The sequence below is a fragment of the Oenococcus oeni genome (assembly GCF_020510245.1).
GTDB classification, from domain to species: Bacteria; Bacillota; Bacilli; order Lactobacillales; family Lactobacillaceae; genus Oenococcus; species Oenococcus oeni.
The window spans coordinates 79134-93512 of record NZ_CP084701.1 but is presented as its reverse complement, the minus strand read 5'-3'; the positions used below and the strand labels follow the sequence as shown (position 1 = coordinate 93512).

The following is a 14379-nucleotide window of genomic DNA, read 5'->3' as shown; positions in this document are numbered from 1 at the left end:
TTTTCACCTCAATCTAGGAATTTGGCAAATCCATTTTCGCCAACTTTTTTATGGGTAAACGCTTACCCATTTCCAAAAAAATAATTCTATCACTTATTTAAAAATATAGGAAATCGTTTACCCAAAATGAGCGGGCACGATAAATTTTTCGCCTTGAGAAGTTGCAGACTTATCTGATATCTGATTGGCAATAATTTCCGCCGCAGTGGCGCCCAATAGAAACGGATCCTGCTTGATCATTTTAAAATCCGGCAAGAGTCCCTTGACAATTTGGGTATCCGAAAAAGCCGTGATTGACAAGTCTTTGTTTCTTAAAATACCTTCTTGTAAAAAAAAGGAAAAGAAATTCAATAATAAGCGCTCTTTTAAGAAGAAAAAAAGTGTCTTTTCACCCTTTACCTGATTTTTTTTAAGTAAATTTGAAACTTTTTCATAATTTTTCTTTAGAAAAGGACGGTCGTTATCAATCTCAATTAACTGGACATTTGGGTAAACCGTTTGAATTCCCTTTAAGCGTTCCTGACGGGTGGAAATTCCAGTAACCGGTTCGGAGATGACAATTATTTTTGTGAAACTGTTTTTATAGAAATAAAGGCTTGCTTCTCTGGCTGCTTGAAAATTATTAGTCTGAACAGAATCCCAACTATCATCATGAAGATCCCGATCCAAAATAACCGTTTTGATCGGACGTCTCACAAGTTCCTTAACGAATTGTGATTTATCCGTCAGAGGCTGAAGAATCATGCCGTCAAAGGTCTGCTGATTAATAAATTTTAAATTTTGTTTTTCTCGATTTAACCTGGAATTAGAATCAAAAAGAACTGCATTTAAATGGTGCTGTTCCAAAACCGAACTGGCTCCCTTAAAAAATTCAGTAGAAAAATAATCGTCAATATCTGCTGCGACGACAGCCACAATTCCACTATTTTTCGTTACCAGTTGACGCGCAGAAGCATTGGAAACATAATTTGTTTCCTGAATTATTTTGGCAATCCGATCAGCTGTCTTTTTAGACATTCTATTTAATTGCCCATTCAAAAAGCGAGAGACAGTTGCAATCGAAACTCCCGCCATTTTTGCTACGTCATGAATTGTTATTTGATCGCTAATATTTATCCAATCGTTACACTTATTACATTTTAAGTTTAAAGTAATTTTTTAGTCTCGGATAGACATTTTGAAAAAGCGGGAATTTCCTGTTAAAACAAACAGTTGGCATCTTGCTGCAACGCAAGAATTGATAAGAAAGATATTGATTTATAGCCATAAGTAACAGAAACTCGCCTGCTTTTTTTATATGATGTTAAATATGAGTAACCATAAGAAAAGTCAAGCAAGAAATATTACATTAATCGGGGTTGTCGCGGCCTTATATATATTGGTCGGCATGATCCCTCCTTTCAACTTACGCGGTGGAGCAGTTCAAATTCGCCCCGGAGAGGGGTTTAACAACCTTGCTATTTTTAATAAACGTTATATTATTGCGCAAACAATCGGGGTATTTATTTTTAACCTGTTTTTCGGTCTTGGTATTATCGATGCAATCGTAGGAGGTTTGCAAACATTGGTAATGACCTGGGTCGTTTACACGGTTACCCAAAAAATAAAAAATGTGCCATTAAAATTCGTGGCCTCAACTTTGATCGTAAGTTTATTCATGTTCTGGATTGCTGCTGAGTTAGTTATTTTCTTTCCTAAATCCGCCGATGGGAGTTTCTGGGCAACTTACGGTATGCTTTTCATTAGTGAATTAGCTTCAATGATCGTCGGTTCAATTGTTATCTATGCTGTTTCCAAAACTATTAATTTAACAAAATGATAGGATAATTAGAATATGAAATTTACAGCTGCTTTACATAGGATTATCATTGGGAAAAAAGAAGTTGATGAAACGAGCAATCCCAAAACGAAAGAAAATCCTCGCGAAGAAATAAAGAACCCAGTTGTTGATGAAAAGGAAAGTTCACCAATATCAATTAATCATGTGGATAGTGATGAACAGGCAATCGATAGTTTTACCTTCGGTCGAGCCCCTCAACAAGCTCAACAAGCTCAACAAGCTCAACAAGCTCAACAAGCTCAACAAGCTCAACAAGCTCAACAAGCTCAACAAGCTCAACAAGCTCAACAAGCTCAACAAGCTCAACAAGCTCAACAAGCTCAACAAGCTCAACAAGCTCAACAAGCTCAACAAGCTCAACAAGCTCAACAAGCTCAACAAGCTCAACAAGCTCAACAAGCTCAACAAGCTCAACAAGCTCAACAAGCTCAACAAGCTCAACAAGCTCAACAAGCTCAACAAGCTCAACAAGCTCAACAAGCCGAGGATAACTTTTCCCTTACCAAAAAAACTACTTCAACAGATAATTTTAAAGAAATCGATAACACTACAAACGATTCTGAAGTTCCAGATTCCTTATCAGAGCTAGCCGAACAATTTTCTAATCTAGACTCGAACCAAAAAAAAATGGTCGAAAGTTTAGCCAATAAGCTAAAAGAGTCAACTGACCTTGGATCTGAAACTTTTTCCTCGACACCAGTTGCGCCAAGAGAAAGTTTTTCCGAAATCCCCTCTTTTGAAAAAACATCTTCTGCTGCGACCGAACCGGAAAATAATCTTTTTGAAACACCTTCATCGAAAATTCCTTCATCGGCAACAAGGTCGCCTGTGATACCTTCTTTTTCAGCTCCTTCATCGGAAGCATCTTCATTTGCGCCTGCTCCATCTACCTCAGAGTCCTCTGAAGTTCCGTCCTCCGAAGCTGCTTTGCCAAAGATTGATAAACAATCATTTTTTAAAAGCAGCCAAGCCCCTTCAAGCCAATCAAACGAAATAAACGCTGATGAAACGAGCAAAAATAATACTTCAGTTCAAGCTTCCCACATCCCCGAAATACTTACCGACGATAATTTAACTGAAAACCCTGATAACGAACCAATTAAAATTAAAAAGCAGTTACCGGACTCAGTCGCGCAAATGTTCGCACGCTTTGCCAGCCAGAATGCTTCACTGGAGGCTAACGAAAGCCTTTATGCCGAACAAATCGCAAGTAAAGGGAAACAAGCTCCCGCGACAGATGAAAAAATCGACGAAGTTCGACTTAGGGTACTTAATTCAATCGAGAATCCAAATTCAATTCAGCAAATCAGCAATTCGATTGTCGACATCTTCGCTACTAATACTAAGTAAACTTAAACAAATAAAAAAACTCGCTAACTACTAAGCACTTAGCGAGTTTTTTTAATTACTTGGAAAGTAATTCTTTGTTCGTGAATTTCAAATTCTCATCGAAATCGTAAATAATCGGTTGGCCATTGGCGATTTCAAGACCCATAATGTCGGCATCGGAAATATTTTCAATATACTTGGAAAGAGCACGAAGCGAATTTCCGTGGGCGGCAATAATTACATTCTTGCCGGCGCGAAGATCCGGAGCAATTTTGTCTTCCCAAAAAGGCATAACTCGTTCCAAAGTAACTTTCAAATTCTCGCCAAGCGGCAATGTCTTTGGATCAAGCTCGGCATAACGACGATCCAAGGCCGGATAGGTTTTGCCATTAACAGTGATCGATTTTTGAATTTCATCTTGCAAAGGCGGCAAAGTATCATAAGAACGACGCCAGATATGGACTTGTTCGTCACCCCACTTTTCAGCAGAAGCTTTTTTATTTAATCCTTGCAAAGCTCCATAATGGCGCTCGTTTAATCTCCAAGATTTCTCTTCTGGGATCCAAAGCTGATCGATTTCTTCAAGAGCGATGTGCAAAGTCTGAATTGCCCGTGTCAAAACCGAGGTGTATGCCTGATCAAATTGAATTCCTTTCTCAGCAAGCAATTCACCGGCTTCTTTTGCCTGGCGGATTCCTTCTTCAGATAATTTTGTGTCAACCCAGCCGTTGAATAGATTCAAAGCGTTCCATTCAGATTGGCCGTGGCGAATAAATACTAATTTAGCCATTTTTTCCTCCGAGATTCCTTATTTATCATATCGCAAACAACTCAGGTTTCACCAGACTAATGAATTAGCCAACGCCAGTATCTAATGATCCAATCGTTGGTAACTTTCGTTGATTTGGTTGCTTGAAGTTTTATCTTTTCAGGTCCTTTGACCCCATATAAATAATTGAAATTTTTAAAATTATTAATCCTGCCATAGAAAACCTGTCCGCTTTTAATTTCCGACAGCTTTTTATCATAAGGGAATGGATCGGCGGATACAGCTTTAGATCCTTTTTGCAGCCAAAAAACAAGTTTTGAGGCCGTTTTCAGTGGTACTTGGTATAATTCTGTTTTTTGCAAAGTAAGCTTATCAGCACCGGTAATTGAGCTTCCTTTTTTTAAAACAACATTTCGGCCTTCTTTTGCCGCCTGCTGAACTATTTTGGCTGTCAAATTCCAGGTTGGCAGAGGATCATCATAGCTCGAGCCATTCATGACAATTGATAAATACTGTTGATTATTACCAAGTTTATCCGTCAATCCAAGCATAACTGAGCCGGCTTTTTTAGACGCCCCATTCTTAGCAGCAATAAATTTCATTTTCATTTTGCTGATTTCACTATTAAAAGTGTTCAAGGTAGTGGCAGATTTAAAAGAAGTTTTTTTATTCGAATCATAGAAATTTAGTTCCGGCTGCTGAATAATTTTGATAACTTCCGGATAATCAGTGAATAATCGATAGGCAATTGTTGCTAAAGCCTTTGAGGAAGCGAGATTTTCAGCCTGATCAGAAACACCTTTGAGTTTTCCACTACCCAAATATGAATTTGAAATGCCGACCGCATTGTAAAATTTAAACTCGGATTTAGGAATGCCGAAGGATGCTGCTGTTTTATTCATCAGTTCGGCAAATTTTGTCTGATTCCCGGAGACTGCATCCCCGAGTAATATTCCGGTTGCATTGGTTGAAATCAATAAAGTCGAATTCATTAACTGTCGGATCGTATAAGAACCGTTTTTGTATAAAGTGACATTCATCAAATCGGGATTTTTTGAAAGTTGATAGATTTCCTGATTTGCTTTGATTTTTTTATTCCAGGATAGTTTCCCTTCGTGAATTGCTTTTAAAACTAAATAAGCGGTTAAAAGTTTGCTTGTCGAAGCAATTGCCAGTTTTTTATTCGGATTTTTCTCAGCAATGACTTGACCACTCTTAAAATTAACAACCAACGCGGAAGCAGCCTTCGTTTTGAGCTGAATCGGGCGACCGTCAATAGTCGGTAATTTAATTCGCGTAGCTTTGTTGTTTACAAAAACAGCAATCAAAAAGGAAACAAGCAGAAAGAGCAATGCAAAAATTATTAAAAAGTTGAAAGGCCGAAATTGTTTTCTAATCACGAGGCATCCCCAAAGATGCGTCTAAGGGCAACTCGATTATGAAACTTGTCAGTTGGGTATTTGATTCAACTCGAATAGCTCCATGATGCTGTTTAACGATACCTTGAGAAATTGCCAATCCAAGTCCGGTTCCTGAAATATCCTTATTTCCGGATTGATCTACCCGGTAGAAACGATCAAATAATTTATTCAGGCTGGATTTTGGAATCTGTTCCCCATCATTTTGAACCCTAATCTCGACTCGATCATCTTTTTTAACAGCCGTCAATTTGATAAATGTCATCGCCGACTTTCCGTATTTAAAGGCATTATTAATCAGGTTCATAAATAAACGAGCTAATTTTTCCGGATCAGCGACAATTTTTATTTGACCGGGATTAGTTAAACTGGACATCGTAATATTGTGTTTATGAGCATCGAGGCTGAATTGAACTATCAGTTGATCGAAAAATTCGGAAATCTCCATCGGTTGAAAATTCATGTTTTCCCCATTTGTTTGTGTCTGCGAATAAGAAAAAAGATCTTCAACCATCGACACTAGTTGTTGAGCTTTGGAATAAGCCGTCGAGACATGTTTTCGCATTTGTTCTTCCGGCAATTTGGGGTTGGATTCAATCAAACCCAAATAACCAATAATTGATGTTAAAGGTGTTCTTAAATCATGAGAAACATTTGTAACCAGCTCCTGCTGTTTTTTTTCGTTGTCCAATTCGGTGTCTAATATTTCCTGTTTTGCCTGCGTCATTTGATTGATTTGCGAAACAAGATTAGTAACCATTGGGTCAATCGAAGTCATTTTTATTTGATCGTTATCATTCGTATTATTAATTCTTGTAATTTCGTTGGATAGACGTTTTAACTGCAGTTGTTGATACTCGCGCAACAAAAGAAAAATCCACAAAACAATCCCTATCAATAGAATGGCGACAAAACCCCACCATTGCTGATTCTTAAAAGTAAAATTGTGACTGTTGAAGGTGATCCGTGCCAAGGAGTAAAAACCACCGCGGCTAATTCGAAAATTTCCGGAAAGAATAGCCGTGAAGAATGAGAAAACCGACCAATCCAAAAAAAGCAGCACGATTGCCGCAGCTGCTCCATAAAAACTAAGATGTAAAATTTCTTTCGCTGTTAACTTCACTAGTTGATTTCCACTTTATAGCCAACACCCCAGACGGTTTGAATAACTTCATCGCCGTTGGTGGCTTCTTTTATTTTGTCGCGTAGATGAGAAACATGAACCATAACTGTCTTGGCCGAAACAACCGATTCCGTTTGCCAAACTCTTTCAAAAATTTCATCGGCCGAAAAAACCCGATTCGGATGGCTAGCCAATAAATACAAAATTCCAAATTCCAAGGCGGTCAACTGAACGATTTCACCATCGGATGTCTTGACTTCGTGGGAATCTTTATTAATTGTCAGGGCACCGGCATCGATAACTTCCGGTATTTCATCTTTAACTTCATTTGAAGAACGCCGAAGCAGCGAACGAACCCGGGCCATTACTTCCAAAGGATTAAAAGGTTTGGTTACATAATCATCAGCTCCGGTAATTAAGCCTTGAATTTTATCCATATCACCAGTTTTAGCCGAAACAATCAAAATCGGAATATTCGTGTCTTTCCGAACAGCTTTAACGACATCAAAACCATTCATTCCCGGCATCATTACATCAAGAATCATTAAAGCGATATCAGGATTAGTATTCAATCTTGAAAGAGCTTCTTCGCCAGAATAAGCCAAGACCGGTTCATTCCCTTCATTACGAATATAAATCTCTAGTAACTCAGCGATTTCTTTGTCATCGTCAACAACAAGAATTTTCGTCATTATCTTTTACCCTTTGCTTTCTTAATCTTTGGATATTTCTGGCGATACTGCACACTGGAATTGGTTGCCAAACTTCCAATAATCAAAATTCCTCTTGGCAAAGAAGATTTTTTATTCCAAAAGTAATATGAAACACCTGCAACAACTGCAATCGCAAATAGCCAAAGCGAATTCAAAACTGGATTAAATTTAACTGGGATTAACGAAGTAACGCCGGTAAAGAGAACCAGCCAGCTGACCAGAATAAGCAGCGAATAAAGCAAACGCTGCCAAATCGGAATCCGCTCTTTTTTGCTCGGATCCGGCGTTAAAATTCGCAGGACAAAGACGTAAGCCGCTCCCGATATGAGAGAAAAGAGAAAAATCGTGATCAAACCGATACTCTGCGATTGTTTGCTGCTGCCGATTGCTCCGGTAATCGCATATAGAGCCGAGAACATAATCAGTAAGGTCCAGGATGTATCAATAAATTCGATTCCAAAACCATAATCGAAAAGTTGTTGAGTAATTCTTGGACGAGCCGCTGTACTGGCCGGATTATTCACCTTATGCCCCTGTTGAGCCAATTTCCTTCGCCGATTGGCTGCCCCTTTTGGATCGATTAAATCCTGATAAAATTCACTTGGCGTACCAAAAAGCTGCCGGGCTGTTTTCCCGGTTTTTTGGCCAGCCAAAAGTTTTTCTCTGACTGTAATTAAAGTTGAATTTGTTTTCTCATCATTAAAACTTTTGGAATTATTCAAAAGTTTCGTTAAATGAAAAATAAATTCCTGATTTCGCTTAGAAAGTTCGGAATTTGTCATTAAGCCTCCGTGTAAAATTATACTAAAAAGGCGAACAAATTCTTAAGATTGCTCGATCAATATCAAAAAACAATTAGACATTGAAACGGAAATTGATGATATCGCCATCCTGAACAAGATATTCTTTGCCTTCCGAGCGAAGTTTGCCAGCAGCTTTAACAGCTGCAACCGAACCTAGTTTATCCAAATCAGGAAAACTAATTGTTTCAGCTCGAATAAAGCCACGTTCAAAATCGGAATGGATAATTCCAGCAACTTGTGGTGCCTTCATCCCACTCTTAAAGGTCCAGGCCCGAGTTTCTTTGCCGCCGGCAGTAAAAAATGTTCTCAATCCAAGCAAGTGATAGGCAGCACGAATTAATTTATTCAAACCGGGTTCGCTTACACCGGCCATTTCCAAGAAATCAGCTTTATCAGCTTGATCCATTTCCGAAATCTCTTCCTCGGTTTTAGCAGCCAAACCGATCACTTCGGCACCATCTTTGGCAGCATAATCGGAAATTGCTTGATAAAACTGCGATGAGGCCGGATCAGCCATGTCGCCTTCAGAAATATTGGCAACATACAGCATTGGTTTATCGGTCAAAAAGAAAAGGTTATGAACAATCTTTTTCTCCTCTTCGTCAAACTGCAAACTTCTAACCGGTTTCCCGGCTTCCAAAACCGGCTTTATTTTTTTTAAAACGTTGTATTCGGCAATCGCAGCTTTGTCTTTGGAATTAACCGCCGCTTTTTCAATTTTCGAGTAACGCTTATCAATCTGTTCCATATCGGCAATGATTAATTCGGTATTGATCGTCTCAATATCGGCAATTGGATCGACTTTGCCGGTAACGTGGGTAATTTCTGAATCTTCAAAAGCCCGCACAACCTCGATAATTGCATCGGTCTGACGAATGTTCTCCAAAAATTTGTTTCCCAAACCTTCGCCCTTTGAAGCACCTTTGACAATCCCGGCAATATCGGTAAATTCAAAAGTAGTTGGGACAACCTTATCGGCTGGTTCTATTTCCTGGATCCGTGCAAGCCTGGAGTCCGGCACTTCAACAACACCGACATTCGGCTCAATTGTTGCGAATGGATAATTGGCCATCTCGGCTCCGGCTTTTGTGATTGCATTGAATAATGTTGATTTGCCGACATTTGGTAAGCCGACAATTCCTGCAGTTAATGACATATTTACTCCTAATTCCTTATTAATTCTACTATTTAATTTAGAGTAAATAAAAAGGCCGGTTGCCTAGTCTTTAATAACTTTATTAAGATGTTTTTCAAAATCATGGCGTGTCATCATGACAATCCGGTGGCAACTGTTGCACTCTATTTTGATATCTGCACCCATGCGTACAACCTTCCATGAGTTGTTTCCGCAGGCGTGAGGTTTTTTCATTTCAACGATTGTATTTAATTGATAATCCATTAGTCAAGATTTACTCCAAGCAAAGTTAAAATTCTGTCCAATTCGTCTTCATTGGCAAAATTAATTTCAATTTTCTTTTTTGATAAGGAAACTTTCGTAGAGAATTTATCCTCCAACTGATGTTCGACCTCTTCGGCATAAATATTTGTTGATTTGCTTCCTTGATTCGAACTTTTCTTTTCAGGATTTGCGGACTTGCGCACCAATTCTTCGACTTGCCGAACAGAAAGGCCTTCTTTAACGATTCGATGCGCAAGCAACAGCATATCCGGTTGAGAATCCAAACCCAACAAGGCTCTGGCATGCCCCATTGAAAGTTTCCCGTCAATCATTAATTGTTGAACCTCTGTCGGCAAATTTAGCAATCGCAAGGTGTTGGCAACGCCGGCCCGCGACTTTCCGAGTTTTTCAGCTACCTGGGCCTGGGTTAAAGCCAGTTCTTTCATATAAGAGTTGATTCCCTGAGCTTCTTCGATTGGATTCAAGTCTTCACGCTGAAGATTTTCAATAATCGCCAGTTCCATCATTGCACTGTCCGACAAATCTTTAACAATGACCGGAACTTCGGTCAATTTAGCTAATTTAGCCGCGCGAAAACGCCGTTCGCCGGCAACAATTTGATAATTTTTGCCGTGAGCTCGAACTATTAACGGCTGAATTACACCGCTCTGTTTTAAGGACTCGGCCAATTCGGAAAGAGAAGCCTCGTCAAAAGTCTTTCGTGGCTGATAAGGATTAACTTTCAGCGAAGAAAGAGAAATTGTCGAAACGGAATTTCGATCATCTTTTTTTGGGGCAACTTTTTCGACCACTTGGGCCTCTTTTTTATCTTCTTCATCAGAAAATAAAGCGTCAATACCGCGGCCTAAGCCACGTTTATTTGCCATCTGCAGATACCTCTAGCTCATACTCAATGACCGTATAAAAGTGACCCGGTTCATGATGATGAGCCGCATTTGGCGTTCCGACAAAAGAAGCAACCACATGCCCACTGGAATACTTTAAATAATCATTTACTTTTTGTTCATGCAAATGATAATCGCCGGCTGTATGAATAATCTCGATTTGATTAACTTTGTTCTTCACCATTTTTGCTAATAATTTCCTTTACCAATTTATTGTATGCTCGCGCACCCGATGAAAATCCGGCAAAATCGAAAATTGACTGTCCAAAACTTGGTGCTTCAGTCAGGCGAACGTTTCTTGGAATCGTAACATGATAAGTATCTTCAGAGAAATGTTTTTCAACCTCGGAAACGACCTGCCGGCTAATTTTCGTGTGTGTAGTCATTGTCATCAAAATACCCTCGATCGTCAAGCCTGAATTGCCGTGTTCCTTAACCAAATTAATTGTTTTCATTAATTGGGCCAAACCCTCCAAAGCAAAGTATTCAGCCTGCACGGGAATCAAAACCGAATCAGCAGCCATCAGAGAATTTAAAGATAGCAAACCAAGAGCAGGCGGATTATCAATGAGGACAAAGTCATATTTTTCTTTCTCTTTGGCAATTTTTCTTTTTAAAATTTTTTGACGGTCTTTTTTCTTCGTTAACTCGATTTCTGCTCCGGCTAATTCAGTCGAAGACGGAAGAATATCGAAGTTGTCGGCGCGATGAATGATCGCAGATTTAACAGCCCGATTTGAAATTAAAACATCATAAGAATTAAAAACAATTTCCTCTTTAGTAATTCCGGCACCGGAAGTTGCATTGGACTGTGGGTCTAGATCGATTAGCAAAACCTTCTGGTCGCGTCTTAAAAGTCCAGCAGCCAAGTTTAAAGCCGTCGTTGTTTTTCCAACTCCACCTTTTTGGTTGGCTAAAGCAATCACTTTAGTCATGTTTGCCTCCAATTGGAGATTTTTCAGGGACGCCAGCTTTTCTTGGGTAACGTTTTTTTGTCGAACTGATTTTGTCTATCGTGATCAAAACACGAGGATCGTCATTCGGCAATTCAAAAGAAAAGGATTGAGATACCCGACCGCCAAGTTCTTCCAATGCTTTGCTTGCACCGTAAATTTCACTTTCGACATGAACAGTTTTCATCAAAATAATCTTGCCGCCGACTTTGACAAAGGGCAACAGCAATTCCAAAAGAGTATTGGTATTGGAGACAGCTCGGGCAATTGCGAAATCGTACTTTTCCCGATAATTCAGATTATGAGCAAAATCTTCGGCCCGCCCATGAACTGTTTCAACATTTTTCAAATTAAGTTTGTCAATTAATTGGTCTAAAAAGGCAATTCTTTTTTGCAAAGAATCAAGTAAAGTTAATTGAAATTTTTGATTAACAATTTTAAGCGGGACTCCTGGAAAACCAGCTCCCGAACCAATATCGATTAAAGAAGCCTTCTTATTCATGTCGGGTAGATACAGTAAAGGCGTGAGCGAATCATAAAAATGTTTTAACCAAATATCCTTTGGTTCCTTAATAGCCGTCAAGTTAACTTTTTTACTGTATTCCAACAAAAACTCGAGATAAGTCTGAAAAAGAACCATTTTTCGATTGGAAATCGGCAGGCTCTGATTATTTAAAGTTGTAACAAATTCATCTGGATTCATTTATTATTTTCTTCCCTTTTTTCACTCGATAAATTATCTTTTTTTTTCTTCCGGTTGCTCCTCTCTTCGGCAAGCAAATGTTCAACAGAAAGATCTTTACCTTTTCTCAACTGATAAAGATTATAAAAGAAAATGCATAAAGTTCGAAGAACCGCATAAATTGGCACACCAAGGATAATTCCTATGAGCCCCCATATATTGCCAGCCGATAGCAGGATAATGATAATCGTCAGCGGATGAATTTTCAGATTGCGACCGATTACATTCGGATAAATTAAATTACCATCGAGCTGACTGACAATTAAGACAACTACCAGCACTGCCAGCACCTGCTGTCCACTAACAGTCAAAGCAATTAATAGGCTTGGAATAATAGAAATAAAAGGTCCAAGATAGGGAATCAAAACACAAAGACCAGCGAAAATACCAAGTAAAGGAGCAAAAGGCTGGCGAATTATCAAATATCCGCCGGTGATAAAAAACATCACAAATATTCCTTCGATAAATTGGCCATCGATATATCTGCTGATCGTATTGTTCATTCGAGCAGCCAAATCATTGACCTCTTTAGAACGGCTCGGAAAAATAAAACGATTTATAAAAGGAATAAATTTATCCCCGTCAGCCAACATATAAAAAAGCATGATTGGAATCGTAATAATGTTAATCGTAAAAGTCGTAAGAAAGGAGGCGATGTTTCCCAAACTGCTCAAAGACATTTCCAAAAAAGTCGAAGAATATTTACTAATTTGTTTTTGGATGTTGCTGATCTTAACGTCCTGATATAATTGCTTGAACCATTTCGACTTAACCCAACTATCGGTCATATTCCTCATATCATCGACAAACTTAGGCAAAGAACCGAGCATGTTGCTGATCTGAGCAATTAATTGGGGAACAAAGATAACGAAAACAGAAATCAAAATAACGATAAAAACAAAGAAAGTTATTGCGACAGCCAACAAATGTTTGAAATGAAAATGTTTTTCCAAGAAAACAACAACCGGGTGCAGCAAATAATACAAAAAACCAGCAACAATCAAGGGCAGAAAAATTGTCCGAATAAAAATACCGATTGGCTCAAAAATAAAACTAAGTGTCGAAAGGACCAAAATCAACATTGCCAATAGCAAAAATTCAATTGTCCAATAAAGAAGCCGATTCTTTTTAAGGAATTCCATTAATTAAATTATAGCTAAGATTAATGCTAACCTTGATTTTTAGCTGGAAAGCACGTAAAATAAACAATTGCTTAAAATATTTCAGAGGTGTAACTATGTCTAATAAAAATTTAACTGGTAAGTCGCCGTACAATTCCTTTGCCGGCCCACGACCAGTTGCTCATAATCAACAAAAGAAAAATCAACTCCAACGTACGGCTCAATTACAGCAATGGGCAAAGGGCGTTGAGGGAGTTGAACTACCTAAAGCTGTTAAAATTAATGGAAAATGATTAAAAACCCGCAATCTAAAGCGAGTTTTTTGTAAGTTAACATCCAAAAAGTGAGGCTATTATAATGATGAGCGAATATAGTTGGAATATGATGAATCCTTTCAATTGGATTTGGTCGTTGGTTGCTTTTGTAATTCAAATTGCCGTTATCATATTTATCATTCTGATTCTTGTTAGGATTTGGAAAAGATATCAGAAGAGCGGTAAAATAAACTTCAAAAATTTGGGCAGCTCCCTGAATACAAGTCATGCACAGGAAATTTTAGACGATAAATTCGCCCGTGCCGAAATCTCCGAAGTCGAATATTTAAAAAGAAAAAGAGCCTTGAATTTAAAAGCTTCCGAGATCAGCGATTCGGATATCAAAAATGCCGAAAAAGACGAAGAAAAAAATGTTCGATCAACAAGAAGCAATAGAAACAGTAATAAAAACAAGCCCAGTTAACGGCTTGTTTTTTTAATGGCTTATTTGTGATAGGGACTTCCTTCGTTAATCATGAAAGAGCGATAGATTTGCTCTGTCAAAAGAACCCGGGCCAACTGGTGAGGGAGTGTAATTCTTCCAAAAGAAATTTTTGCATTAGCTCTATTTTTAATTTCATTCGACAAACCAAGCGAACCGCCAATCACGAAATCAATTGTTGAATAGCCATCTAAAGGAATTTCTCTTATCATGTCGGCTAAATCCGGAGACGTGATAAGTTTTCCTTCAATCGCAAGAGCAATTACAAAATCCCGATTATTAATTTTATCAAGTAATCTCCCACCTTCGGTCTGAAGAATTTCCAAGTTTTCCGATTTGCTGGCTTTTTCCGGAGTTGCTTCGTCTTTGACCTCAATAATTTCGATCTTGGTAAAACGGGAAAGCCGTTTTAAATATTGGTCTAAAGCATTCCTAAAATACTTTTCTTTAATTTTTCCAACAACCAATATCCGGATATTTAACATCTATATAATTATACTGTTCGGGT

Annotated in this window: 18 protein-coding genes; 4 read left to right on the top strand and 14 right to left on the bottom strand. The window is 38.5% G+C overall.

Features of this window, described 5'->3' with window-relative positions; all coding sequences use genetic code 11:
• Nucleotides 1-117 precede the first annotated feature (117 nt).
• A complete protein-coding gene (locus J3U91_RS00500; protein ID WP_002818037.1) occupies nt 118-1074 on the bottom strand; it encodes a LacI family DNA-binding transcriptional regulator in 957 nt (318 codons plus the stop codon).
• A gap of 235 nt (nt 1075-1309) precedes the next feature.
• Between J3U91_RS00500 and J3U91_RS00495 the strand changes: the two genes are divergently transcribed.
• Entirely contained in the window at nt 1310-1819 is a 510-nt protein-coding gene (locus J3U91_RS00495) for a QueT transporter family protein (protein ID WP_002818036.1), read from the top strand.
• Between the two features lie 15 nt (nt 1820-1834).
• The gene (locus J3U91_RS00490) at nt 1835-3190 is read left to right on the top strand and encodes a hypothetical protein (protein ID WP_226489956.1); all 1356 of its coding nucleotides are present in this window, start codon (nt 1835-1837) and stop codon (nt 3188-3190) included.
• A 55-nt stretch (nt 3191-3245) separates the two neighbouring features.
• Here J3U91_RS00490 and gpmA read toward each other — a convergent pair whose 3' ends face one another.
• The 12 genes from gpmA to J3U91_RS00430 form a co-directional block, all read right to left on the bottom strand.
• On the bottom strand, nt 3246-3959 hold the full coding sequence (gene gpmA, locus J3U91_RS00485) for a 2,3-diphosphoglycerate-dependent phosphoglycerate mutase (protein WP_002816653.1): 714 nt from the start codon (nt 3957-3959) through the stop codon (nt 3246-3248).
• Between the two features lie 56 nt (nt 3960-4015).
• Entirely contained in the window at nt 4016-5338 is a 1323-nt protein-coding gene (locus tag J3U91_RS00480; RefSeq protein ID WP_002818034.1) for a D-alanyl-D-alanine carboxypeptidase family protein, read from the bottom strand.
• A complete protein-coding gene (locus J3U91_RS00475) occupies nt 5331-6479 on the bottom strand; it encodes a sensor histidine kinase (RefSeq protein WP_002818033.1) in 1149 nt (382 codons plus the stop codon). The genes J3U91_RS00480 and J3U91_RS00475 overlap by 8 nt, the downstream gene beginning before the upstream one ends.
• Nucleotides 6479-7171 (bottom strand): response regulator transcription factor, encoded by a 693-nt coding sequence (locus tag J3U91_RS00470; protein ID WP_002816652.1) that lies wholly within the window; start codon nt 7169-7171, stop codon nt 6479-6481. Before J3U91_RS00470 ends, J3U91_RS00475 begins: the two co-directional genes overlap by 1 nt.
• Entirely contained in the window at nt 7171-7974 is an 804-nt protein-coding gene (locus J3U91_RS00465) for a DUF1129 domain-containing protein (RefSeq protein ID WP_002816651.1), read from the bottom strand. The genes J3U91_RS00470 and J3U91_RS00465 overlap by 1 nt, the downstream gene beginning before the upstream one ends.
• A 73-nt stretch (nt 7975-8047) precedes the next feature.
• Nucleotides 8048-9151 carry a redox-regulated ATPase YchF gene (gene ychF, locus J3U91_RS00460; protein ID WP_002816650.1) on the bottom strand — a complete coding sequence of 368 codons (1104 nt, stop codon included), beginning with the start codon at nt 9149-9151 and terminating at the stop codon, nt 8048-8050.
• Nucleotides 9152-9214: 63 nt separating this feature from the next.
• Entirely contained in the window at nt 9215-9394 is a 180-nt protein-coding gene (locus J3U91_RS00455) for a DUF951 domain-containing protein (RefSeq protein ID WP_002818031.1), read from the bottom strand.
• Nucleotides 9394-10281 (bottom strand): ParB/RepB/Spo0J family partition protein, encoded by an 888-nt coding sequence (locus J3U91_RS00450; RefSeq protein WP_002818029.1) that lies wholly within the window; start codon nt 10279-10281, stop codon nt 9394-9396. Before J3U91_RS00450 ends, J3U91_RS00455 begins: the two co-directional genes overlap by 1 nt.
• Complete coding sequence (locus tag J3U91_RS00445; protein WP_002818028.1) at nt 10271-10483, bottom strand: hypothetical protein; 213 nt, start codon at nt 10481-10483, stop codon at nt 10271-10273. Before J3U91_RS00445 ends, J3U91_RS00450 begins: the two co-directional genes overlap by 11 nt.
• Nucleotides 10464-11234, bottom strand: coding sequence for a ParA family protein (locus tag J3U91_RS00440; RefSeq protein WP_002818026.1), 771 nt, complete (start codon nt 11232-11234; stop codon nt 10464-10466). The genes J3U91_RS00445 and J3U91_RS00440 overlap by 20 nt, the downstream gene beginning before the upstream one ends.
• A complete protein-coding gene (rsmG, locus tag J3U91_RS00435; RefSeq protein WP_002818025.1) occupies nt 11227-11955 on the bottom strand; it encodes a 16S rRNA (guanine(527)-N(7))-methyltransferase RsmG in 729 nt (242 codons plus the stop codon). Before rsmG ends, J3U91_RS00440 begins: the two co-directional genes overlap by 8 nt.
• Complete coding sequence (locus J3U91_RS00430) at nt 11952-13136, bottom strand: AI-2E family transporter (RefSeq protein ID WP_002818024.1); 1185 nt, start codon at nt 13134-13136, stop codon at nt 11952-11954. Before J3U91_RS00430 ends, rsmG begins: the two co-directional genes overlap by 4 nt.
• Nucleotides 13137-13231: 95 nt before the next feature.
• On the opposite strand from J3U91_RS00430, the gene J3U91_RS00425 reads away from it, so the two are divergent.
• Together J3U91_RS00425 and J3U91_RS00420 are read left to right on the top strand one after the other, a co-directional pair.
• Nucleotides 13232-13408, top strand: a complete 177-nt coding sequence (locus J3U91_RS00425) for a hypothetical protein (protein ID WP_002818023.1) — start codon at nt 13232-13234, stop codon at nt 13406-13408.
• A gap of 64 nt (nt 13409-13472) precedes the next feature.
• The gene (locus J3U91_RS00420) at nt 13473-13853 is read left to right on the top strand and encodes an SHOCT domain-containing protein (RefSeq protein ID WP_002818022.1); all 381 of its coding nucleotides are present in this window, start codon (nt 13473-13475) and stop codon (nt 13851-13853) included.
• Between the two features lie 20 nt (nt 13854-13873).
• Here the strand turns inward: J3U91_RS00420 and rlmH are convergent, their stop codons facing one another.
• Complete coding sequence (gene rlmH, locus J3U91_RS00415) at nt 13874-14356, bottom strand: 23S rRNA (pseudouridine(1915)-N(3))-methyltransferase RlmH (RefSeq protein WP_002818020.1); 483 nt, start codon at nt 14354-14356, stop codon at nt 13874-13876.
• Between the last annotated feature and the right edge of the window lie 23 nt (nt 14357-14379).